Here is a 24,757-nt window from a genome sequence, read left to right on the forward strand (position 1 = left end):
CTAACTCCCAATGAATCAGAACGGTTATATTGGGAAAACTCTAAAACCGTGGCCAATTTTAGTTGACCACTACAATGCTTGCGATTGATTCGAAATGCCAACTTTACCCAGAGCTTGGTTGTAAGAGTTAATCGCGGCAGTAAAAGCCAGGGCGCGCTCTTGTTGAATAGCCAAACCTAACCACCAGCGCGCGTTTTCCGGCTCACGCTGAGTTAGGAGTTGATAGCTCTCAAGCGCAATGTCATTTTGCTTGTGTTTTTGTGCCAATGCCGCACGCATCGCCAAGTAATCTCGACTTGGTACTTGAGGCAAATGAACAAGCGGGCTCAGCGCCGCTTCAGGTTGATTAGCTTTCACTAACAACTTAGACAAGGCCAAGCGAAGTACTTGGTTGTTCGTATCTAGGTTGATACCTTCTTGAATAATCTCATATGCTTTACGCGTGTCACCTTTACCAAAGTACAACGCTGATAGCTTTTGACGCGTGCCTGCATTCATTGGCTCATAACGCAACGCCTCGGCATAAGCCGACAACGCTGTTTGCATATCGTTAACATCGAGTGCTTTTTCCGCTCGACTAACTGCCTTAAGAGAAAGCTGACGATGTGTAAGCTCAACCTGCTCAATACGCATTGAGCTGTTTTCTGATGTCGTGCGGGTTACGTGATTAGATTGTTCCTCGCTCGGCATCGTTGCTAACTGCGCGAGTAAAACTGCATCATCTGAGGCGATATTTATCTCAGATTTTGGCGTGAACCTATCAGTCTCTTGCATGTGAGGCTGTTGCGCTACCGGCTGCGTGGCTGGTTTGGTGTAAACCACATGAGTTGTATCGGGCGTCTTTTTACTCGTTGGCGAGTGAGTGCGCTCCGATGAAACAATTGGTGAGACATTCACAGACGACAATGGCATAGCGTCGGTTTGAAATTGTGATAGCTCGCCTGAAGGGACAGGACCGCGAGAGACCGCCCAGCTACCAACCGCAAGGCTTAACGAAAAACCGGCGACAAGCCAAAGCCAAGGTTTACTGCGTGAGACACTTGGAATCTCCGCACGAGTAAGCTCTGACGGCGATGTTTTTTCAGCAAGTTCTGATAATGCTTTATTGATGGCACTCAAGGTTGACTCCATCCCCAAAATACGGGTGTTTTAAACTTAGGTTTACGGGCATCAAACGTATCGTGCATAGCGGCATAAACGTGATGATTTTTCAATAGTGTGCAACGATCATTAAATGCAGCAAGCAACGACTTGTGACTAATTTGGTTTATCAAGCGCGGAATCCCCATGGATGAACGCCAAATCGCTTTTTTCTGTTCAATAGAAAAAATGTGCGCCCCATTGCCTGCTTTATCTAAACGATTATTGATGTAAGCCACGCCTTCATCGATAGAGAGAGGACGTAACTGGCAACTAAACGTAATGCGTTGACGAAATTGCCTTAGCTCATGATTAGCTAATCTGTCATCCAACTCAGGTTGTCCGAATAACACCAATTGAATGAGCTTATCTTGTTCCGTTTCTAAGTTGCCAAATAGACGTAATGTTTCTAAAGCTTGTGGGGAAAGAGCTTGCGCTTCATCAACGATCAAGACGGTTTTCTTTCCCAAGGCATGTACTTGAATCAAGTGTTCTTGAATGAGGGAAACGATACGCAGCGGATCATCGTTCTCGATACCCAACTCTCTGGCGACAGCAAACTGCAACTGTTCCCCATTCAACACTGGATTGGGTAAGTAAATAAGCTCAACTTCAGATTCAATCTGCTCGATCAGCTTACGGCATACCATGGTTTTTCCAGTGCCGACTTCTCCCGTCACCTTAATCACCCCTTCTCCCATTTGCACGGCAGCTAGGATGGTTTGGATCGCCTCATAGTGAGGGACTAACCCCAAGAACATTTCTGTATTTGGGGTTAACGAAAAAGGCTGAACTCGGAATCCAAAGTGGGACAAGTACATACTCGAATCACAAACCTATTAAAAAACAGAACCTTTCCCAGCGCTTATTGCGCATCTGGGAACCACTCTTGCAGCAGATCACGAGAGCGCTCTAGCTCTTTCTGCCAAGAGTTCACGCCAACTACGGTCGGTTTTAGCAAGATGACCAATTCTGTTTTCTCAGTTACGTTATTCACGTTGCGGAACAAATGCCCCAGTGCTGGTACATCGCCCAAAAATGGGACTTTAGAAACAAGCTCACGATTTTGCTGTTTCATCAACCCGCCGATAACCACAACATCGCCATCTTTAGCACGAATAACCGAGTCTGATTCACGAATAGAGCTTTTCGCTAATGGCAGTTGGATGTTTTGGAAATCTCCGCCCAAGTTCAATTGCTTCACTTCTTCCGTGACTTCAATAACTGCGGGGTGAACATGCAGGAACACATTGCCTTTGTTATCAATTTGCGGAGTCACATCAAGGGAAATACCCGAGAAGAATGGCGTCAGTTCCACTTCAGGAACCGCATTTGAGTTTTCACCGTTGCCTGCATTGCTCGATAGCTCGGTAACAAAGTACTCATCGGTACCCACTTTGATAACAGATTTTTGGTTGTTGGCAGCGGTAATACGAGGGCTCGAAAGGACGTTCAAGTCACCTTGCGTAGACATGAAGCTCAATACAGCATTGAAGTTACCATCCGAAATAGTCACGTTAGTTTGACCGCCCAATAGCGTGCCAATCGCATCCAATGGTGGTAATGTCGACGCAGGGCGGTTGACTACGATACTACCCGAGTTACCAATTGATGCCGATAAGTTTGACCAGTTGATGCCTTGTTGGTAGCCATCATTCAACGTCACTTCTAGGATTTTAGCTTCAAGAATGACCTGGCGCTGCATGCGCTCCTGCGATACACCTAAGAACTCGCGTACTTCGCGAATATCATCTGGAAATGCTCGAACCGTAATAACTCCCGCTTGTGGCGTTACAACCACACTTTGCCCTTTGCCTGAACCAATTAGATTCGCAACGGCTTGCTGTAGCATAGGCCAGAAGTCACTTTCAGTGATGGTTTCGATGCGTGTACCACCCGTAGATGTGGTTGAGCTATCGTTGTTGTTTCCATTGTTAGAGTCTGACGAGTCAGAACTGTCTGAGCTACCACCAGAATTAGACGTACCAGCCGAGGTTACAGAGCCCGTAACAATGCTGGTTAATGAGCGACCAGAACGCTTGAACTGCAGGTAATCGACTGGAATGGTCACCGTACGCATACCTGCTGGGTAGATTTGAATAACTTTGCCAGACTTCACCACGTCATAGCCATACATATTCTGTACAACATTCAGAACTTCATCCAATGTCACATCTGACAAGTTGACAGTGATATTACCTTGTACCGACGGGTGAATCGCCACGCTGTACTCTGTGCCTTTCACCAACGAGGCGAAAAAGCTTCTTGCATCGACCGCATTCGCTTGAATACGAAAACGCTTCGAGGTGCCTTGCTCTGATGCAACGTTCGAGTCTAAATTTGGCATCAAGTCTGCCTCAACAGAAGAAGGGATTTCTTCCAATGTGCGGCTGTTCGCTTGATTGATCGATTCATTGAGCGCTTCTTTAACTTCCACTGGATTCCGATGACCCATTGAACATCCCATTAAAGAAGCAATCGTTATTCCTACAACTAATTTGCGCATATCTGATCGGGCTCTGGTTATTATTGTTTTACGTTTAAATCAAAAAGCTCTAGGTCCCACTGACGGTTACCACGCTTTAAAGTTACAAATTCACTATTAATGCTCGCGACGCGATAACCCTTAAATAGCTCGCCTTTTTCGACAAGTTTGTTATCCATAATCGCGATACAATCAGTACTTGGCTTACACACAATACTGTTGAGCTTAGGCAGTCGGTACCGTTTAACTTTTGGTTTCGCTGACGTTTCAACCGCTGGTTTTTCCCAACCAAGTGGGGCCGTTGGGTCTTGGTTTGCCCAAGCGGTTCCTGCCGCTGCCATAACAAGCAATGAGATGATGAGTTTGTTAACCACCAATAAACTCCTCTCTAGATCCTAGTGTGTAGACTTCTAACACAAGCTTCGCTTTCGGGTACTCTTCGACTTTATAACTAAAGCTGCGCCAGTAATAACTCGCAGGAAGGCTCTCCAATTTATTCAGATAATTAGCAATAGAAAAATAGTCACCAGTCAGTTCCATACGAACAGGATGCACGTAGTAACCAGAGTATTGCGATGCTTCTTTATCTTCCGTTATTGGCTCAGATGGCAAGGTTTGCAGAGACAAAAGGTGAATGCCACTTTGCTGCTCCAACACATTTTCAAGCAGCTCAGCCATTTGCGAAGGTGTAATAAGATGCTCGATGATCTCCGCTAATTGCATCGAAAGATGCTGACTCTCAGCTAACAGATTAGATATCGCGCGATCAATCTCAGCATTTGGATCTTTCTTAAGTTGCGCCTGAATACGTAACGTATCGATTTCAATCTTTTGATTGGCTTGCTTTAAATTACTTAGTTGCCTCTCATTACTGATGATCTCGTTAAGCTTTGGCTCCAATACCAGCGTAAAGAGCAACATGATCACGACAACTAAACCGCACAATGCAGTGAGCACTTTTTCACGCGTACTCATTTCGCCAAAGCGCCCTTCTAATGAGAGCCAGAATTCGTTCATTTCTCTTTATCCTCGCGCGTTTTTAGTTCAAACGTCACAATATCCTTATCATTTCGACCTATTTTGACGTCGTCAAACGTTCGGCCAACCAAGCTAATTTCGTTTTTAAATTGGCTAACCCAATTTGGCACTGAGCTCGGTTTTTTCGCTAGTCCCTTCAGGTCTAAGGTATGGGTATTGATTCGAATTTCGGACAAAGAAATTTCTTGGTTTCCTAGCTTCGCTAATGATTGCATCACGCCAGAGTAACCCGTGCGTTGCGAGTCATCGTATTTCCCGACAGCTTTAAGCGAGTCTCGCTTCGCCTTGACTTCACGCTCTAAGCGGGCTTTAGCTGCCAGCTTATTATTGTCAGGTTGATGTTTACGTAGCTTGACTTGATAACGTTCAAGCTCTGACTTCATGATATCGCCTTTACTTTTTACAATAGCAATCTCATCTTCCAAACCGCTACTCTGCCAAGTCACATAGCCGTAAGAAAATAGAATTGCAGCCGCCGAAACGCCCCAAGATAACGCGATATTTTTTAGCGTCAGGAGCTCTTTTTTCGGCTTTAAGTAATCAGGGTATAAGTTAACGCGTCGAGTATTAGAAGCCGCAGCGGCATCTGCTAAAACGTGTCCTGATAACTCATGTTTTGGTGGTAATAACGGAGAGACTTTAGTGCTTAAACGGTAGTTCAGAGACTGAACAAGCTCACTCTCATCCTCCTCATCACAACACACTTTCAATTGATGCAGCTGCACATGGCGCAACTGAGAAGAAAGATAATCAATCGAACGTTGCAGTTCTAACGAGAGGCTATCCATCTGTAACTCGCTAGACGGAACCCCCGTTAACGGTGGCGTCACACTTCGAATCGAACGATGGAACGCGATAGTATTTTCGACAAAAGCGCTAATACGGAAGTGACCACGCACACTGCGTTGTAATAATAGGAAGTTACCTAGTTCACCTGCGGTCTCTCCCCAAATATCGTCTTCAGGAAGAATGGCTTCTAATGGTAACTGGGCTCGGCTGGCCAGTAACACAATCTTATCCAATATTTTTCGCGATAAGACGTATGCTTGCACTTTGGTTGAATTCGGTAACTCGACCGCATCGGCAATAATGTCGATGGCACGCTCAGAGATCAGTTCTTTCAACAAAAACGGTAATGCGGCTGGCCATTCTTGACGCGGCATGACCGGTTTGTCGATTTGGTACATCTGGTAATAATTATGAGAAAGAACAACCGTTAATGAATCATACGCACTCGCTGCAACGCTCAATGCTTGCTCAATGGCTTTTTCCCAATTGGACTCAGAAATATCAAATTGGTATGGACGACTACTTTTGATTGAAGATGATAAATAAACGGCGTCTGGTTGAATAACCAAAAAGCAGGAGCGACCACCACTAGATGATCGCTTAAGCTTGTCGAATAGTGCTTTGAAATCCATGATTATTATCTTTATTTTTTCCGCCAGCGATTTCGTCTTCCCAATTTAACTTGGGATTCTGATTGAGAATTCAGCAACGCTTGGGGACGAGGAAGAAACTGCTGCTCCGCAGAAAAGTAGCGCCCTTGCCCACCATAAACCCCGAGCTCAATTAACGTGTTGAGCTCGTTTTGATTCTCAATTCCCACTGCTATAATTTTAGTTTTACTGTTTGCCGCCGCACCTAGCATACTGCGAACAAATAGCTGGTTCTCATGTCGCTGGTCGATTTTTGCTACTAAACTGCGATGAAGTTTAAGGTAACGAATATCCACTTCTTTTAAATAGTGAGTGCTGACGATGGTTCGTCCAGCCTGCCCAACCATTAAGTGGCACCCTAAACCGGCCAGCATTTTAGCGACTGGTCGCATAAAGTCTAAGTGTCTTACAAATTGTGCTTCAACAAACTCAAAACTGAGACACTTTCTCTGTTCACGTGACAACTGTAAGAGTTCATCACGAAACCATTTAAAGTACTCTCGGTTAGAAAAAGGCGTTACATTCAAATTGAGCGCATACGATCTTGAGTTATCAAAATTATCCTTAAATTCTCTTAAGAATTTATTAATAACTGACTTATCCATTTGCGCTTCATAACCAACCTGTCTGATCGCAGAAATAAACCGAGACGCTTTAACAATCCCATTCTCAGGATCGCGAATCCGACATGTTAACTCTTCATATAATGATTTTTTATGCGTTGCGTCACTTATTGGGTGCACAGATTGTGCGTAGAGTATCACATTTTCTGGTGTAAGTGCTGTGTCAAATAACGTTCTCCACCTCACACTTCCACGAGCTTCTTCATCGTGGTTCCATTTTTTGAAGCGACTCCAATTATTGTTATTTTGTAGTTGCGCACTACGCAAAGCAGTCTCGGCTTCATCAATTATTTGGCTGTGTCGCTCACCTTCTTTATAAGTGGTGATGCCAATATGGCACCAGTTGTCTGGGTCAAGTGGCTCTGGCGGCATTAACTTTTCTAACTGGCGAATGCATTGCGAGGCAAGGTTAGCCACATCTTTGGCACTTTGGTGCGGTAGAAAAAGCGCAAAATCAGCATCGTAATAACGGGAAAATACAACATCTGGGTATCGTTGAACTAAATTGGACAATAAACTCCCAACTTCAACAATAAACTCATCCGTAATTTGCTTATCTTGCTCTTCTTCAACCAGTTTCCAGTCTTGAATACGCACTAGCAACACGGCGCCGCGAGCCCCACTTTCTAGTAACGCCGATTCCAACTTGCTATCAAATAACACTCGGTTAGCGGTACCGGTTAGCTTATCAAGGAAGGTTTGAGTTCGAATAAAGGTATCAAATCGGCTTCGCTCTTGACGCGCATCTTGTAACTCTTCGATTAATACATCGAGCGCTTCACTGGCGGTGTAAGGCCATTCTTTTTTGTCACCTTTGGCATACTGCTCCACCCTACCAGCCAGGATCATTCTGCCTCGCTCTTCGAGCATTTCGGAGCCTTCTAATTGTTCCTTAAGCCATGCCACGCCGCGCATTAAGCAGAAGATGATCAATATAACGGCAAGCGTGATCGACCAAAGCGCCTGCATTGAGTAGCTGTAACCTAAGTAAGGGGGAATTGCTTTAAAGTGAATCGTGTAATCTTGATTGTGAGTCAACTGGTACTCAGCCTCAAACAAGACTGACGCTTCCATTTGATGAGAAGTATCTTTGAAGCGATAAACAACGGCGTTGTTGGTCGACAACGTCATTTCGACAATATTGGAAGCCTGCAGCATTTTCGGCATCCAGCGCTGCATAGAATAAGCGGCGTCAGGATCTTCCATCTCCTTGTCGACCACCTCTACGATCCCTTCTAAATAATGGGTGAGATATTCCTGCCCAAGACGTTTAAAAGAGAGGGTGCCACCGACAAACAAGATAAACATGGCGCAGATAACGATCATGGTGACGAAGGCCACCAGCCGTGTGCTTAACTTAAGAGTTGGGGTATACCTCATGAATACCAAATTCCTTTTTTATTCATCATATACCTTATTGAAATATTTATACTTGATAAGAGTTCATCAAACAATCGGATTAGTCTGATAGTGAGAGGCTGGAGCATAAAGAAAATCACACTCATTGATAAGTTTTATTGTTACGCCTAACCTTGCCAAGATAAGCCTGTGAGATCATTAGATTGCGACAATAAAAAAGGCCGCGATATTCGCGGCCTTTTCGATTCAAGCATAAGCAGAATTTAGAACGGGATATCGTCGTCAAAATCCATTGGTGGCTCATTGTACTGCTGCTGTGATTGCTGCGGAGCCTGTTGTTGTGGTTGCTGTTGCTGAGGCGCATTGTACTGCTGCTGAGCTGGCTGTTGAGGCTGACCCCATCCACCTTGTTGCTGCTGTTGACCGCCCATAGGTGCGCCGCCACCTTGAGCACGACCGCCAAGCATTTGCATCACACCATTGAAGCCTTGAACAACGACTTCAGTTGAGTAGCGATCTTGACCACTTTGATCTTGCCATTTGCGAGTTTGCAGTTGCCCTTCAATGTAGACTTGAGAGCCTTTACGCAAGTACTCACCTGCTACTTCCGCAAGTTTGCCGAACAACACAACACGGTGCCATTCCGTTTTTTCGCGCTGTTCGCCAGTCGCTTTATCACGCCATGAATCAGAAGTCGCAATAGTAATGTTTGCTACTGCACCGCCATTCGGCATGTAACGAATTTCAGGGTCGTTACCTAGATTCCCCACCAAAATAACTTTGTTAATTCCACGGCTGGCCATGATGTGCTCCGTTTCACTCTGGATATATAAAATTTTAGCGCATTAGAATAGCACGCTTTAATGTTTTGATTAAAGTCTAATACCATTGTGATCTATTGAGTCACCCTCTAGAACCCAAATCGTATTTCAACTTACGTGTGTAGCATTTTTGATTCGCGTTGCAGACATCGTTTCGTGAAGCTTTGAATTCGAACGCATTTATTCAGTAAAGCGATGGTTATGGCCTCTCTTTAATGCCAGTTTATGGCTTCTATTGAACCCAGGGAGATTGGAACACGTGAGAAAGTCGGCTTACGCAAGAAAGCTATTTCTGATCAGTATGGAAGACAATGCGCAAAAAAAAGTGGCGGCACTCGAAAAGTACATTGATATGAGAATCCCGGTGATTTCAACCGAAGCACTCATGGAAGCCAAGCCGCAACACCGTAATAAAATTCTACTGATCGACTTCAGTGAACATAAGTCACTTGTTCAATCGATCAAAAACTTGCCTCTTGTATGGAAAAACTTTGAAACCGTTGTCTTCAACGTGCCTAAAAGACTAACCACAGATGAACTTCTTTCATTTGGTCAATTAAAAGGTGTGTTTTATTCTGAAGATACGCTAGAGCAAATTGGAGAAGGGTTAAAAGGCATTGTTAACGGTCAAAACTGGCTGCCGCGTAATGTAACCAGTCAACTTTTACACTATTACCGCAATGTCATTAATACTCATACTGCACCAGCTACGGTAGACCTAACCATTCGTGAGCTACAAGTACTGCGTTGCCTACAAGCTGGCGCCTCGAACAGTCAGATGGCCGAGGAGTTATTCGTCAGTGAATTCACCATCAAATCGCACTTGTATCAGATATTCAAAAAGCTATCCGTAAAGAACCGAGTACAGGCAATCGCCTGGGCAGACCAAAACTTAATGTCATGATGCAATGTGAGCGGCTCTGATAACTGAAATGACGAGTCGCTCATCTTTTTTCCGCACCGAGTCTCACATTTTTTCCTACTTTATTCATGATTCATTGATACCTCTCGTGTTAAAGTTATGCGCAGATTCTTGATAAAAACGAGATAGGATATTCCCCCAATGATAAAAAAATGTCTGTTCCCTGCTGCAGGCTATGGCACACGCTTCCTACCGGCAACGAAATCTATGCCAAAAGAGATGATGCCAGTCGTGAACAAACCGCTTATTGAATACGGTGTCGAAGAAGCAATCCAAGCTGGTATGAACGGCATGTGTATTGTGACAGGCCGTGGCAAGCACTCGATCATGGACCACTTTGATAAGAACTACGAACTGGAACATCAGATTAGCGGTACCAACAAAGAAGAGCTGTTGGTAGATATCCGTGAAATCATTGAATCTGCAAACTTCACTTATATACGTCAACGCGAAATGAAAGGCTTGGGCCACGCGATTCTAACTGGACGAGAATTGGTAGGCGATGAGCCATTTGCTGTTGTTCTTGCTGATGACCTTTGTGTGAACGAGCAAGAGGGCGTACTGGCTCAGATGGTGGCACTATTTAAGCAGTTCCGCTGTTCTATCGTTGCAGTGCAAGAAGTACCAGCCGAAGAAACACACAAATACGGCGTTATCTCTGGTGAAATGATCAAAGACGACATCTACCGCGTAGACGACATGGTAGAAAAACCAGAGAAAGGCACGGCACCTAGCAACCTTGCGATCATTGGTCGCTACATCCTGACTCCCGATATTTTTGAACTGATCGAAAACACCGAACCAGGTAAAGGTGGTGAAATTCAAATCACTGACGCGCTGCTGAAGCAAGCAAAAGCGGGCTGTGTATTGGCTTACAAATTCAAGGGCAAACGCTTTGACTGTGGTAGCGTTGAAGGTTACATCGAAGCAACTAACTATTGTTTTGAAAACCTGTATCTAAAAGATGAAAAAACCTCTGAGCTAGGTAAGCACGCAACACAAAAAGCAGTATAAAGCATCGTCTTAGTACGAAATTACTGTATCGAAAGCCCAGCACAACGCTGGGCTTTTTACTTTACTGTTTTTTTATCCAGTAATTTTCTTTGCACATTTCTCACACTATGTAATACTTGCCCCACTTGGTTATACATAGAGCAAAAACGATGGATAAAATAGAAGTTCGCGGTGCCCGAACCCATAACCTTAAAGACATTAATCTTACAATCCCTCGCGATAAACTGATTGTCATTACTGGACTAAGTGGCTCCGGTAAATCCTCTCTCGCTTTCGATACATTGTATGCAGAAGGCCAACGACGCTACGTAGAGTCTCTCTCTGCCTACGCTCGTCAGTTTTTGTCTCTGATGGAAAAACCCGATGTCGACCACATTGAAGGGTTATCACCTGCGATTTCTATTGAACAGAAATCTACTTCTCATAACCCGCGTTCAACCGTCGGTACAATTACCGAAGTCTACGACTACTTACGTCTATTGTATGCTCGTGTGGGCGAACCCCGCTGTCCAACGCACCATGCCCCTCTTGCTGCGCAAACCATCAGCCAAATGGTGGACAAAGTCCTAGAGATGCCGGAAGGCAGCAAAATGATGCTATTGGCGCCTATTGTCAAAGAACGTAAAGGTGAGCATGTTAAAACGCTTGAGAACTTAGCGGCTCAAGGCTTTATTCGTGCGCGTATTGATGGAGAAACTTGCGATCTTTCCGATCCTCCAACCCTTGAGCTACATAAAAAGCACACCATTGAAGTCGTGGTAGACCGCTTTAAAGTTCGTCCAGACTTACAACAGCGCTTGGCCGAATCTTTCGAGACCACGCTCGAATTATCAGGCGGAATTGCGGTTGTCGCGCCAATGGATGGCGACGGTGAAGAGATTATTTTCTCCGCCAACTTCGCTTGTCCACAATGTGGTTACAGCATGCAAGAGTTAGAGCCGCGACTTTTCTCATTCAACAATCCTGCTGGTGCATGTGGCACTTGTGATGGCTTGGGTGTTCAACAATACTTCGATCCAAGCCGAGTCATTCAAGATGATTCATTAAGCTTGGCACAAGGTGCGATTCGCGGTTGGGATCAAAAGAACTACTACTACTTCCAAATGCTCACCTCATTGGCCGATCATTATGGTTTTGACCTCCATGCCCCTTTTAATTCTCTGCCAAAGAAAACGCAAGATGTCATTCTAAAGGGCTCAGGTCGTACTGAGATTGAGTTTAAATACATCAACGATCGTGGCGATATTCGCGTTAAACGCCATCCATTCGAAGGTATTCTGAATACCCTAGAACGTCGCTATCGTGATACAGAATCCAACTCTGTCCGTGAAGAGCTTGCAAAATACATCTCCACTAAATCTTGTTCAAGCTGTGGCGGTACTCGTCTACGCCTTGAAGCACGTAACGTGTTTATTGCTGATACGACACTACCTGAGATTGTTGAACTCAGCATTGCTGATGCATTGGAATTCTTCCATTCCTTGAAACTGGAAGGTCAACGCGCCCAAATCGCTGAAAAAGTGATGAAGGAAATCAACGACCGCCTGCAATTCTTAGTTAACGTCGGTTTGAACTACCTAAACTTATCACGCAGTGCAGAAACCTTATCAGGCGGTGAAGCTCAACGTATTCGTTTAGCAAGCCAAATTGGTGCAGGTCTTGTTGGTGTGATGTATGTTCTGGATGAACCGTCGATTGGCCTCCACCAACGTGATAATGAACGCTTATTAAAAACGCTCACTCATTTGCGCGATTTAGGTAATACCGTACTTGTGGTAGAACACGATGAAGATGCGATTCGCTGTGCAGATCATGTCATAGATATTGGTCCTGGTGCTGGCGTACATGGTGGTAATGTTGTTGCGGAAGGCACCATGGAAGAGATAATCGCAAATCCGAATTCTCTGACAGGTCAGTACTTAAGTGGTGTTAAAGAAATCGCAGTACCGAAAGATCGCACGCCGCGAGATCCGAAAAAAACGGTTGAGCTATTAGGCGCAACAGGTAATAACCTTAAAAACGTTAACCTTTCAATTCCTGTTGGGTTATTCAGCTGTATTACAGGGGTATCTGGCTCAGGTAAATCAACGCTGATTAATGATACTTTCTTTAAAATTGCGCATACCCAACTTAACGGAGCGACAACGGCTCAGCCTTCACCTTATAAATCGATTAAAGGTCTAGAGCACTTCGATAAAGTCATCGATATCGATCAAAGCCCAATTGGCCGTACACCTCGCTCTAACCCTGCAACCTATACGGGGATCTTTACACCAATCCGTGAACTGTTTGCAGGCACACAGGAGTCGCGTTCTCGCGGTTACAAGCCGGGCCGTTTTAGTTTTAACGTACGCGGTGGTCGTTGTGAGGCCTGTCAGGGTGACGGTGTTATCAAAGTAGAAATGCACTTCCTACCAGATGTTTATGTGCCATGTGATGTGTGTAAAGGTAAACGCTACAACCGTGAAACGCTCGAAGTACGTTACAAAGGTAAAACTATTGATGAAGTGCTAGAAATGACGGTCGAAGATGCACGCACCTTCTTCGATCCAGTTCCTGCCATCGCTCGCAAACTACAAACACTGATGGATGTCGGTTTGTCGTACATACGATTGGGTCAAGCGGCAACAACACTCTCCGGTGGTGAAGCACAGCGTGTGAAACTGGCGCGAGAGCTATCCAAACGTGATACAGGAAAAACCTTGTACATTTTGGATGAACCAACAACCGGCCTTCACTTCCATGATATCCAGCAGTTGCTCACTGTACTGCACAGACTTCGCGACCACGGAAATACTGTCGTGGTGATCGAGCATAACCTGGACGTCATTAAGACTGCGGACTGGATTATCGATCTTGGTCCTGAAGGGGGTCAAGGTGGCGGCGAGATAATCGCTCAAGGCACTCCGGAAGATGTGTCGCAAATCGAGGGTTCGCACACAGCTCACTTCCTCAAGCCTATGTTGAAGTAGAAAAAACAGGTAAAGTATCGAGACCAGCAAGTGCTGGTCTTTTTTCATTCAAAACAACGCAATAACTATGGCTACTATACATGTAAGTGGAACAAAGCTTTCTCCCGAAAAAGTACAGGTTCCCCTCAATCGCAAGTTTCTCATTGCCTTGGCAACACTATTTGTGTTGGCAATGCACTTTTTCATGCCCAACCCCGGCGGTTCGGGGCTTTCGCTTTCGTTCAATGCGACAACTTGGATTGCTTTTAGCTTTGCATTAGGCATTGGGTGTTACCAACTAGCGAATAATCGAGTGCTACGTTACTCAAAACTAACCATCGGCTTGTTCATTAGTGCTCTTATCATGACAGTGCCCATTCTGTACCCAAATGCGAATAGCAGCTTGGCAGCCAATAAGCTCATAGGCCTGTGGTGTGGTGTCCTGTTCTTTATTGTTTTACAACAATTTCATTTCAGTAATAAACATCGCCAACGCCTATTATGGTTCATTGTCCTTGCGGTTGTTATCGAAGCCATTTTTGGTTTGACACAATATCTGTATCTCAAACCAGGCAATCCGTTTGGTTACGACACGGTGGCCAATCGTCCTTATGGTATTTTCCAACAGCCCAATGTAATGGCCAGTTTTCTTGCGACAGGGTTGGTGATTGCCAGCTATTTACTTGCACGTCAGCCCTACAAATACGATCGTAAGTTAAGCGATGTTTACCTTCTCTATGCCGTACCAGTTTTAACTTTACCACTAATCGTGGCGTTGGCTTCACGCACTGGTTGGTTAGCCTCGGTCATCGCCGTGTTGTTGGTCATTCCATACATGTACCGCTTTGCAACCAAAGGGCGCTTTATCCGCTGGGTTGTGTCACTTGTAAGTGGGCTCTTACTCTCAGTCGTTGTCATGCATCTTGCCTTTCCTGATGGAGGTGGGTTAGCCGCAGAAAAAGTAAATATGGAGTCTCCTCGAGCGTATACTTTTCCGCAAACATTAGACATGGTGATTGAAAAGCCTTTTACTGGTTATGGATATGGTAAGTTTGAATCTGAGTACATGCTGTATACGGCTCGTCAACATGCCCTAAATGAGAATTACCCAGCTGGTTTGCCAGCCATGGATCATCCGCATAACGAGCTGCTTTACTGGGGAGTAGAAGGTGGCTTGCTGCCAATACTCGGCATCTTCTTAGCGATGGCACTGGTACTGTATCGAATCTATCAAGCCAAACGCGGAACTCGTCTTGCGTTGCTGGCCTTGTTTATACCTATCGTATTGCACTCACAACTGGAATACCCTTTCTACCACTCTCTCGTGCATTGGTTGATCTTCGTTATCCTACTGTACTGGGTCGATCAGCGCGTCTCTCGTTATCGACAAGTCGGCTTTAGTAATGTAACCAAAAGCTTGCTGCGTGTTTTTAGTTTGGTACTTCCCGTTGCGTTTACGTTTTACATGGTAAGCGCATTACATACGAATTATGTATTGACGAAGTTTGAGACTACTAGACCAACTAACCCTGATATTCTGAATCAAGTCAGTAACCCTGTAGTTTGGAAAGACAGGTTTGATTGGGATGTCTATAGCACGTTTTTAAACCTTGGGCTGTACCAACAAGACGCAACCTTGATTCAGCCTTATATCGATTGGTCGCTAAAAATCATCAAAGATAAGCCTCGCCCTGCATTTTATAATAATTTGATTTTGGCCTACCAAGGCTTAGATGACTCAAGTAAAGCGGAGCAAATTAGAGCTGAAGCGCAGTTTTTGTTCCCGAAGATTGATTTCAGTGACGTCAATTACCAGCCACCTTCTCAAGCAATATCTGCCTCACCAGCCCCCACTTCAGGAGCTGAGTAATAAATACCAAAAAGCGAAGGGATGACCTTCGCTTTTCTTTATCTCATTGCTGTATGATTTTATTCAGTGAGTGACTCTTCTAACGCTTTTAAGCACAGCGCAACGTTTTCAGATCGAGCGCCGTAACCCATTAAGCCAATACGCCACGCTTTACCAGCTAATGCCCCAAGGCCTGCACCAATTTCTAGGTTATAGGTTTCTAGCAAGTGAGCACGAACTTTTGCTTCATCAACTCCTTCAGGCACGTAAATCGCATTTAATTGTGGCAACCGATGGGCTTCGTCCACAACAAATTCAAAGCCTAACTTTTGTAAGCCATTTTTGAGTTTTTCATGCATCAGTTGGTGACGAGCCCAAGCGTTTTCTAATCCTTCATTTTTCAGTATCAATAAAGCTTCATGAAGCGCATACAAGCTATTAACTGGCGCCGTATGATGGTAACTACGCTTGCCTTCTCCACTCCAATACCCCAAAACTAAACTCTGATCGAGGAACCAACTCTGTACTGGTGTTGTTCTTGCTTGAATCTTTTCAATCGCGGCAGGAGAAAACGTCACTGGTGAGAGCCCAGGTACACATGACAAACATTTTTGACTACCAGAGTAAACCGCATCCAGTTGCCATTCATCCACTTTTAACGGCACACCACCAAGCGATGTCACCGCATCAACAATAGATAATGCATTATGCTGTTTCGCCAGCTTACCCAATGCTTGAGCATCACTGACTGCACCAGTTGAGGTTTCCGCATGCACAAAAGCAAGAATTTTTGTATCTGGGTGCTGTTCGAGTGCTTGCTCGACTTTATCAATGGAAACAGGCGTCCCCCATTCATCATCGACGATAACAACTTCGCCACCAGCACGGACGACATTTTCGCGCATGCGTTCACCAAATACACCGTTACGGCAGACGATCACTTTGTCGCCTTTCTCGATCAAGTTTACAAAGCAGGTTTCCATCCCTGCGCTACCAGGCGCTGAAACCGCAATAGTGAACTCATTGTCAGTTTGAAAGGCATACTTCAATAGCTGCTTGAGCTCATCCATCATACCGATAAACAGAGGATCAAGGTGACCTACCGTAGGACGGCTTAGTGCTTGTAACACTTGAGGATAAATATCAGAAGGACCAGGTCCCATTAAAATACGGTGAGGCGGAATAAAGCTTTGGATCGACATGTCAGCTCCTTGATTATCTTTTATCCTGAGCATTCTAAAAGTTCTATTCAATAACATGGCTCAGGTGTAGGGTTCTTCACCCTAATAGATTTTTCCTCTATCAGCAATTAGCCGTAAGTATGGAGGTCAAACCAGTGTCACAAAATCGTTAATAAAAAACACCATAAAGGTTGAAATATTGATTGACATTAAGGCCTCAAAACCGTTCAATGTTTGAGCTTTATGTAGAAGAGGAGCGCTACCCAGGTAGATGATTTGTGGAACCGCAATTCCAACACCAATCATTGAGGGGGAGTAGTGCCGAGGTAAGTCAAAGTTGCAGGATTTGACTTGTCGGTTGAATTGGGCTGAATCCCATCAACTGTCATCAGCGCAGTCTGATGAAGGGCTTCTGAGGGTAAATTTTTCAAATAGCATTCTAAATACCTCTCTTTTTGCTCTGTTCCTTTTCTCACTAAACATTGGATGTACAATTTTTTAGGAAGTCGTGGGAGAACGCAGTGAGCGCATTTAACGTAGCTAAATTCGGTGGAACCAGTGTTGCCAACTTTGAGGCAATGAGTCGTTGCGCCACCATTATCGAAAACAATCCAAATACTCGCCTGGTCGTGAGCAGCGCTTGCTCTGGCGTCACCAACCTATTGGTAGAACTCGCCAACGGTGTTCAGGATCAAACGCACCGTACTGAGCTGCTGCAAAATCTGGCCAACATTCATGACGCCATTTTAACTCAGCTCGAAGACAGCACGAAAACTGCTGCCGAGGTGTATGGCATATTAGATACCGTAACCAGCCTGGCCGAGGCTGCATCTATCCAAGCTAGTGCGAAGTTAACCGATCATTTAGTCGCATGTGGCGAACTCATGTCGACGCATATTCTAACTCAGTTAATGTGTGAGCGAGGCATTCAAGCTGTGCGCTTTGATATCCGCGATGTGCTGCGTACTGATGACAACTTTGGTCGCGCAGAGCCAAACATTGAAGCAATTTCGACGCTTGCGCAAGATAAACTCGTACCACTTTGCCAACAATCCGTTGTTGTTACTCAAGGCTTCATAGGATCTGACGAAGCCGGTAATACAACAACACTAGGTCGAGGAGGCAGCGATTACAGCGCCGCCTTAATTGCTGAGAGCGTCAAAGCGGCAGGGTTAGAAATCTGGACTGATGTTCCGGGCATCTACACAACAGACCCGCGAATTGCGCCAAAAGCCTCACCAATTCCTGAGATCAGCTTTAGTGAAGCTTCAGAAATGGCTAACTTTGGCGCTAAAATCCTTCACCCTTCTACGCTAGTACCTGCATTGCGCCACGACATTCCGGTATTTGTGGGGTCATCGAAAGAGCCTGAAAAAGGGGGAACTTGGATTCGCCACCAAGTCGAAAGCTCACCGTTATTCCGTGCGCTAGCTTTGCGTTGTAACCAAACCATGGTAACGCTACGCAGCGCCAATATGTTCCACGCATACGGTTTCTTAGCAAAGGTCTTTGAGATCCTTGCAAAGCATAAGATCTCTGTCGATTTGATCACGACATCTGAAATCAGTGTATCGTTAACACTTGATCAAACTGATACATCTGGCGGAGCACCACAGCTGCCGCAAGCTGCACGAGAAGAGTTAGAAGAGTTATGTAAGGTAGAAGTTGAACATGACCTATGCCTCGTTGCTCTCATTGGTAACAACATGAGTGAGAGTAAAGGCTACGCGAAACAGGTTTTTGGCACGCTAGAAGATTTTAACCTACGCATGATTTGTTATGGCGCTAGCCCTCACAACTTATGCTTCTTGCTCCATGAATCGGTATCGAAACAAGCCATACAAAAACTCCACACGGAGTTGTTTGAGAAGTAAGTTCAACTCAATAAAACAAAGGGCTGCGTATCTGCAGCCCTTTGTTGTTTCATTAGTTGTTATATTTGGACGAGGTAAACATCAATTTAACCATTAATGTTTGGCCCTAACCATTTTTCAGCCTCGATCCTATCCCACCCCTTACGATCGGCGTAACTCTCTAGCTGATCTTCTTGGATCTGTGCGATCGCAAAGTAACGTGAGTCAGGATGAGAGAAGTACCAACCAGATACTGACGCACCCGGATACATTGCATAGCTGGAGGTTAGAGTCATGCCAATATTCTCTTCCACATTAAGTAGCTCCCAAAGCGGTCCTTTTTCAGTATGCTCAGGGCACGCTGGATAACCTGGTGCAGGGCGAATACCTTGGTATTTTTCACGAATGAGATCATCGTTAGATAAATCTTCATCCGCAGCATAACCCCAAATTTCTTTACGGACACGCTCATGCAAATACTCAGCAAACGCTTCGGCTAGGCGATCCGCCACCGCTTGAATCATAATTGCGTTGTAATCATCTCCCTGTGCTTTGTATTCATCAGCAAGCTCTCGTTCACCAATACCACCAGTGACAGCAAATGCCCCTATCCAATCATGTTTACCCGACTCTTTAGGTGCGATGTAGTCGGATAAACAATAGTTGAATCCTTTTGGTTTCTCGGTCTGTTGTCGCAAGTTACGTAATACTTTCACAACGTCGGTACGAGTTTCATCAGCATAAACTTCAATGTCGTCCCCCACGCTCGCAGCAGGGAATAAGCCACACATTCCACGCGCTTTTAACAGGCCTTCTCGCTCAACTCGATCAAGTAACTCGTTGGCATCTTCGAATAAACGTTTTGCTTCTTCACCAACTTCTTCATGTTGGAAAATTGTTGGATACTTACCCACAAGTGACCAAGTCATAAAGAATGGTGTCCAATCGATGTATTGACGTAATATAGCCACATCAAAATCATCGAAGATATGAATGCCAGGCTTAACAGGCACTGGAGGAGTATAAGCTTCCCAATCGATCGCAACTTTATTCGCTCGAGCCGCTTCTAATGTCACTGGTTTGGTTCTCGGTTTCTTTCGATTATGTTGATCACGTACTCGTTCGTAATCAGCTTGAAGTTTTTCAACAAATTCAGGGCGACGTTCATCTGACAGAAGAGAAGTACATACGCCCACTGCACGTGAGGCGTTGTTCACGTAAACCACTGGATGCTTGTAATTTTGCTCAATCTTAACTGCTGTATGGGCTTTTGACGTTGTTGCGCCACCGATGAGAAGAGGTAAGTTAAAGTCGAGACGCTCCATCTCTTTTGCAACATGCACCATTTCGTCTAATGAAGGCGTGATCAACCCTGATAAACCAATAATATCGACGTTTTCTTCTTGCGCTACTTTTAAGATCTTTTCGCAAGGAACCATGACACCAAGATCGATAATTTCGTAGTTATTGCACTGCAATACAACGCCAACGATATTTTTCCCGATATCATGTACATCACCTTTGACCGTCGCTAGCAAAATCTTACCGTTTGTTTGACCCACCTGCTTTTCTGCATTGATGTAGGGCTCCAGATGCGCGACTGCTTGCTTCATCACTCGTGCAGATTTTACGACCTGAGGAAGGAACATTTTACCTTCACCAAACAAGTCTCCGACGACGTTCATCCCATCCATTAGTGGGCCTTCAATCACCTCTAATGGCTTTGAAGCGTTGACACGAGCCTCTTCGGTATCATCAACGATGAACTCAGTTATTCCTTTCACTAACGCGTGCTCTAAGCGCTTTTCAACAGGCCAAGTTCTCCACTCAAGTGCAGAGGCATCCTCCTCTTTACCTACCCCTTTGCCTGCATATTCCGCCGCGATATCTAACAATCTCTCAGTGGCGTCATCACGACGGTTAAGAACGACATCTTCCACAGCCTCACGCAATTTTTCAGGCACGTTATCGTAGATTTCTAACTGACCCGCATTCACAATCCCCATATCCATACCATTTTTAAAACAGTGGTAGAGGAACACCGCGTGAATCGCTTCACGTACATAGTTATTGCCACGGAAAGAGAATGAGACGTTAGAAACACCACCCGAGATCATCGCATGTGGTAAATCACGTTTGATATCGCCAACGGCTTCAATGAAATCCACCGCGTAGTTATTATGCTCCTCGATCCCCGTAGCAATGGCAAAAATGTTTGGGTCAAAAATGATGTCTTCTGGTGGAAAGCCCACTTCATCAACAAGAATTCGGTAAGCGTTGGTACAAATTTCTACTTTGCGCTCACGTGTATCTGCTTGCCCAATCTCATCAAACGCCATCACAATCACAGCCGCACCGTAACGGCGGATCAACTTAGCTTGTTCAACGAATTTCTCTTTGCCTTCTTTGAGAGAGATCGAGTTAACAATGCCTTTGCCTTGGATGCACTTAAGACCGGCTTCAATAACCTCCCACTTGGAAGAGTCAACCATGATTGGTACTTTTGAGATTTCAGGTTCTGACGCACAAAGGTTTAAAAAGCGAACCATACAAGCTTGTGCATCCAACATGCCTTCATCCATGTTGATATCGATAATTTGAGCGCCATTTTCAACTTGTTGACGAGCCACATCGAGCGCTTCATCGTACAGCTCTTCTTTAATCAAGCGCTTAAAACGCGCAGAACCGGTTACATTCGTACGCTCACCGACATTGATAAATAAAGAGTCTTTATCAATAGCGAGTGGCTCTAGGCCAGACAAGCGACAAGCAACGGGAAGTTCAGGTAATTGACGAGGGGCGATATTTTCAACCGCGAGTGCCATTTGGCGAATGTGCTCAGGAGTTGTACCACAACACCCACCAATCAAGTTTAAAAAGCCACTTTGAGCCCACTCTTTAACATGCTTAGCCATATCTTCTGGCGACAAATCGTATTCGCCGAATGCATTCGGAAGCCCAGCATTTGGGTGAGCGGAAACAAAAGATTCTGATATACGCGAGAGCTCTTCAACATAAGGACGCAGTTCATCCGGGCCAAGTGCACAGTTCAAACCAAACGAAATCGGTTTAACATGACGTAATGAGTTGTAAAACGCTTCTGTGGTTTGACCGGATAATGTTCTACCGGAAGCATCAGTAATAGTCCCCGAGATCATCACAGGTAACTCAATACCCATCTCTTCAAACACACTTTCAACAGCAAATGAACAAGCCTTAGCGTTAAGAGTATCGAAGATGGTCTCGATAAGAATAAGATCAGAACCACCTTTAATCAGCGCTCGAGTCGATTCAGAGTAAGCCTCAACTAACTCGTCGAAAGAAACATTTCGATATCCAGGGTCGTTTACATCAGGAGAGATAGAACAAGTGCGGTTCGTCGGCCCTAAAACCCCTGCGACATAACGCGCTTTATCGGGTGTTTTTGCGGTCCATTCGTCTGCAACTTCACGTGCAAGCTTGGCAGCAGCAAAGTTAATTTCTTCACTTAGGCTTTCCATCTCGTAGTCAGCCATCGCAATGGTTGTTGCGTTAAACGTGTTGGTTTCGAGAATATCTGCACCCGCTTCTAAATATGCAGCGTGAATTTCCTTGATAAGTTGAGGCTGACTTAGAACCAACAGGTCGTTGTTACCTTTTAGATCACAATGCCAATCCGCAAAGCGCGTTCCTCGATAGTCTTGCTCTTCAAGTTTGTACCCTTGAATCATGGTTCCCATACCACCATCAATCAAAAGAATACGTTGCTTCAATTGAGCTTCAATCTGTTGTATTACGTTACTTCCCACAGTACAGCCTCATTCCTTTAGTTATCTTTCCATCCTATCACACAAACTTCAGGAGTCTAGACGTCTAAACGTAGAATTAATGATTATTTTATATCCTTCTTAACTTGCAAAATAATCACGAAAAAATGTTTGCTATTTAAGCAGCATCAGCCGAGAATTCCATTCATAAAATGTTACAAATAGAGAGCTCTATGTCGGTCTATCATACTTTATGTTTTCTATCCGCAGCTGCGATGCTAATTGCTTTTGTAAACAGCAAGATAGGAAAGATGCAAACCACCATTGCGATTACCGCAGGTTCAATGGTGCTTTCACTTCTAATCTTAATTGCGGGTCAAAACAACTGGTTCCATCTCACCGAAATTGCAACGGAGACGGTCACAAGGATTAACTTCGAAGATTTCTTGCTCAAAGGCATTCTTGGCTTCTTACTATTTGCTGGTGGACTAGGCATCAAACTCCCGAACCTTAAAGATCAAAAGTGGGAGATCACTGTTTTAGCCCTTGGAGCTACACTGTTTTCTACGTTCTTTATTGGATTTGCGCTGTATGGGTTTTGTCAGTTAATTGGCATCCAATTTGATTTGGTCTACTGCTTACTATTTGGTGCTTTAATATCGCCAACTGACCCAATCGCTGTATTGGCTATTGTGAAAAAACTCGATGCTCCTAAACGTATCTCCACTCAGATTGAAGGAGAATCGCTCTTCAATGATGGCTTCGGTTTGGTTATCTTCGTCACTCTATTTACGATTGCATTTGGCACTGAGGCACCAACTGTAGGTAGTGTCACCTTACTCTTCATCCAAGAAGCTATCGGTGGTATCACATATGGTTTCGTCCTCGGTTTGCTATTCCACTACTTGATCAGTGCCACCGATGATCACTCAATGGAATTGTTACTTACCATTGGTGTCCCAACAGCAGGTTACGCATTTGCTGAATACATCCATGTATCAGGCCCACTCGCAATGGTTGTATCCGGTATTATGATTGGCAACTGGACACGCTTTATTGGCTTTTCAAAAGAGAGTGAAGATCACCTTGACCATTTTTGGGAGCTTGTTGATGAGTTCTTGAATGGCGTGTTATTCCTACTGATCGGCATGTCGATGCTGCTGTTTGAATTCCACAAAGAAGACTGGATCATGATGGCTATTTCAGTCCCTCTTGTACTAGCAGCTCGCTATTTAAGCGTATTTCTCTCGTACATTGGCTTTAAGCGTTACAGAAAATATAACCCGTGGTCAGTACGTATTTTGACGTGGGGCGGCTTACGCGGGGGCCTTGCATTGGCAATGGCACTTTCCATTCCATCTGGTATTTGGGTGATTCAAGATAAGTTAATCGATGTAAAAGAGATTATTCTTGTAATGACCTACTCCGTCGTTGTTTTCTCTATCCTCATTCAAGGCTCAACAATCACTCCAATGATTGAAAAAGCAAAAGCAGAAGAGAAGAAGATGGAAGAGAACAACCAAGCAATAACCACTCCGGAACATACGGAGACAGTGGACTCTTAAAGACACGTAACTTAATAAATAAAAAGCAGCTACCTAGCTGCTTTTTTCATAACTAATTTTCAGACTCCCCTTCAAGGACGAAGGCTCCTTATTCTTTGATATACCATCAAATATACGAAGAATCGCTACGCTACATTTTCATAGATACTAACTATTGCCGATAGATAGTATTCATAGACGAGTCTTTTAATTTACCCATTTTCATCTGTATCACTTCTCTTCCCTTGGCAATATAGGCTCCTCGCAAACATCAAAGCTAAACTTCCACAATACTTAGCAATGAGCGAGTTTGTATTTTTATGAGAAAGAGACATTTAGGGTGATTGCGTTCAGAACCCAAACGGGTTAGCAACCTCACCGAGATAAAACTGAGCTGGCACCCAGGTAGCAAAGCCTTAACGGAAGTTTAAATCCCTCCCTCTTGAACTCAGTGAGACTAAACTTGTATTCAAAGTCGTCCTGTTTTCAAATTAGAAACAAGCGACACCTCAAACAATTAAACTCTGTCACATAACTAGATTTTCTAATATCGAATAAAAAGGAGCTTTGGTTAGAGCTTGGTATCGGAATAAGGCTAAGACTAAGGCACAGAGTTACATGCTAGCTCGTTCACGACGATATTAAAACCATGTGAAGAGGGTAGTGTAACTCTAGATGCAAGGTTTTAATATGAAAGTGGATTTAAGGTAAGTCGGGGGAACCAAAACGAAAAAAGCCTCAGTCTTTCGACTGAGGCTTAATATAAGTGGCGGAGTGGACGGGACTCGAACC

16 protein-coding genes and 1 riboswitch are annotated in these 24,757 nt (G+C 44.5%); of the genes, 6 read left to right on the top strand and 10 right to left on the bottom strand.

The window, feature by feature from the left end; translation table 11 throughout:
• Positions 1 to 69: 69 nt before the first annotated feature.
• The 8 genes from R7035_RS24020 to R7035_RS24055 all read right to left on the bottom strand — a co-directional run bounded on the left by R7035_RS24020 (position 70) and on the right by R7035_RS24055 (position 8,887).
• Positions 70 to 1,119 carry an MSHA biogenesis protein MshN gene (locus R7035_RS24020; protein ID WP_318146300.1) on the bottom strand — a complete coding sequence of 350 codons (1,050 nt, stop codon included), beginning with the start codon at positions 1,117 to 1,119 and terminating at the stop codon, positions 70 to 72.
• Complete coding sequence (locus R7035_RS24025) at positions 1,116 to 1,961, bottom strand: ExeA family protein (protein ID WP_213896484.1); 846 nt, start codon at positions 1,959 to 1,961, stop codon at positions 1,116 to 1,118. The genes R7035_RS24020 and R7035_RS24025 overlap by 4 nt, the downstream gene beginning before the upstream one ends.
• 44 nt (positions 1,962 to 2,005) lie before the next feature.
• Positions 2,006 to 3,646 carry a pilus (MSHA type) biogenesis protein MshL gene (gene mshL, locus R7035_RS24030; protein WP_005388471.1) on the bottom strand — a complete coding sequence of 547 codons (1,641 nt, stop codon included), beginning with the start codon at positions 3,644 to 3,646 and terminating at the stop codon, positions 2,006 to 2,008.
• A 20-nt stretch (positions 3,647 to 3,666) separates the two neighbouring features.
• Positions 3,667 to 3,999, bottom strand: a complete 333-nt coding sequence (locus R7035_RS24035; RefSeq protein ID WP_005381196.1) for a hypothetical protein — start codon at positions 3,997 to 3,999, stop codon at positions 3,667 to 3,669.
• Positions 3,992 to 4,642 (bottom strand): type II secretion system protein GspM, encoded by a 651-nt coding sequence (gene gspM, locus R7035_RS24040; RefSeq protein WP_005381197.1) that lies wholly within the window; start codon positions 4,640 to 4,642, stop codon positions 3,992 to 3,994. Before gspM ends, R7035_RS24035 begins: the two co-directional genes overlap by 8 nt.
• On the bottom strand, positions 4,639 to 6,084 hold the full coding sequence (locus R7035_RS24045; RefSeq protein ID WP_318146301.1) for an MSHA biogenesis protein MshI: 1,446 nt from the start codon (positions 6,082 to 6,084) through the stop codon (positions 4,639 to 4,641). Before R7035_RS24045 ends, gspM begins: the two co-directional genes overlap by 4 nt.
• A gap of 11 nt (positions 6,085 to 6,095) precedes the next feature.
• On the bottom strand, positions 6,096 to 8,105 hold the full coding sequence (gene csrD / locus R7035_RS24050) for an RNase E specificity factor CsrD (RefSeq protein ID WP_256901379.1): 2,010 nt from the start codon (positions 8,103 to 8,105) through the stop codon (positions 6,096 to 6,098).
• A gap of 242 nt (positions 8,106 to 8,347) precedes the next feature.
• Positions 8,348 to 8,887, bottom strand: a complete 540-nt coding sequence (locus R7035_RS24055; RefSeq protein ID WP_005381235.1) for a single-stranded DNA-binding protein — start codon at positions 8,885 to 8,887, stop codon at positions 8,348 to 8,350.
• A 277-nt stretch (positions 8,888 to 9,164) separates the two neighbouring features.
• On the opposite strand from R7035_RS24055, the gene R7035_RS24060 reads away from it, so the two are divergent.
• From R7035_RS24060 to R7035_RS24075, 4 genes are all read left to right on the top strand, one after another.
• Positions 9,165 to 9,809, top strand: coding sequence for a LuxR C-terminal-related transcriptional regulator (locus R7035_RS24060; protein WP_213964459.1), 645 nt, complete (start codon positions 9,165 to 9,167; stop codon positions 9,807 to 9,809).
• A 159-nt stretch (positions 9,810 to 9,968) separates the two neighbouring features.
• Positions 9,969 to 10,841, top strand: coding sequence for a UTP--glucose-1-phosphate uridylyltransferase GalU (galU, locus tag R7035_RS24065; RefSeq protein WP_005381239.1), 873 nt, complete (start codon positions 9,969 to 9,971; stop codon positions 10,839 to 10,841).
• 149 nt (positions 10,842 to 10,990) lie between these two features.
• The gene (uvrA, locus tag R7035_RS24070) at positions 10,991 to 13,813 is read left to right on the top strand and encodes an excinuclease ABC subunit UvrA (RefSeq protein ID WP_033907424.1); all 2,823 of its coding nucleotides are present in this window, start codon (positions 10,991 to 10,993) and stop codon (positions 13,811 to 13,813) included.
• A 67-nt stretch (positions 13,814 to 13,880) separates the two neighbouring features.
• Positions 13,881 to 15,662: a PglL family O-oligosaccharyltransferase gene (locus R7035_RS24075; RefSeq protein ID WP_047103670.1), complete on the top strand. Its 1,782-nt coding sequence runs from the start codon at positions 13,881 to 13,883 to the stop codon at positions 15,660 to 15,662.
• 59 nt (positions 15,663 to 15,721) lie between these two features.
• On the opposite strand, the gene R7035_RS24080 is transcribed toward R7035_RS24075, so the two are convergent.
• Positions 15,722 to 16,843 carry a pyridoxal-phosphate-dependent aminotransferase family protein gene (locus tag R7035_RS24080; protein ID WP_033907426.1) on the bottom strand — a complete coding sequence of 374 codons (1,122 nt, stop codon included), beginning with the start codon at positions 16,841 to 16,843 and terminating at the stop codon, positions 15,722 to 15,724.
• Between the two features lie 220 nt (positions 16,844 to 17,063).
• A riboswitch (Lysine riboswitch) is annotated at positions 17,064 to 17,242 on the top strand.
• A gap of 101 nt (positions 17,243 to 17,343) precedes the next feature.
• Between R7035_RS24080 and lysC the strand changes: the two genes are divergently transcribed.
• Positions 17,344 to 18,696, top strand: coding sequence for a lysine-sensitive aspartokinase 3 (gene lysC / locus R7035_RS24085; RefSeq protein ID WP_017821324.1), 1,353 nt, complete (start codon positions 17,344 to 17,346; stop codon positions 18,694 to 18,696).
• Between the two features lie 86 nt (positions 18,697 to 18,782).
• Here the strand turns inward: lysC and metH are convergent, their stop codons facing one another.
• Entirely contained in the window at positions 18,783 to 22,463 is a 3,681-nt protein-coding gene (metH, locus tag R7035_RS24090) for a methionine synthase (RefSeq protein WP_318146302.1), read from the bottom strand.
• 191 nt (positions 22,464 to 22,654) lie between these two features.
• On the opposite strand from metH, the gene R7035_RS24095 reads away from it, so the two are divergent.
• Complete coding sequence (locus tag R7035_RS24095) at positions 22,655 to 23,986, top strand: cation:proton antiporter (RefSeq protein ID WP_064354335.1); 1,332 nt, start codon at positions 22,655 to 22,657, stop codon at positions 23,984 to 23,986.
• Positions 23,987 to 24,757: the final 771 nt, after the last annotated feature.

The organism is Vibrio sp. 1731, assembly GCF_033339955.1.
GTDB classification, from domain to species: Bacteria; Pseudomonadota; Gammaproteobacteria; order Enterobacterales; family Vibrionaceae; genus Vibrio; species Vibrio alginolyticus.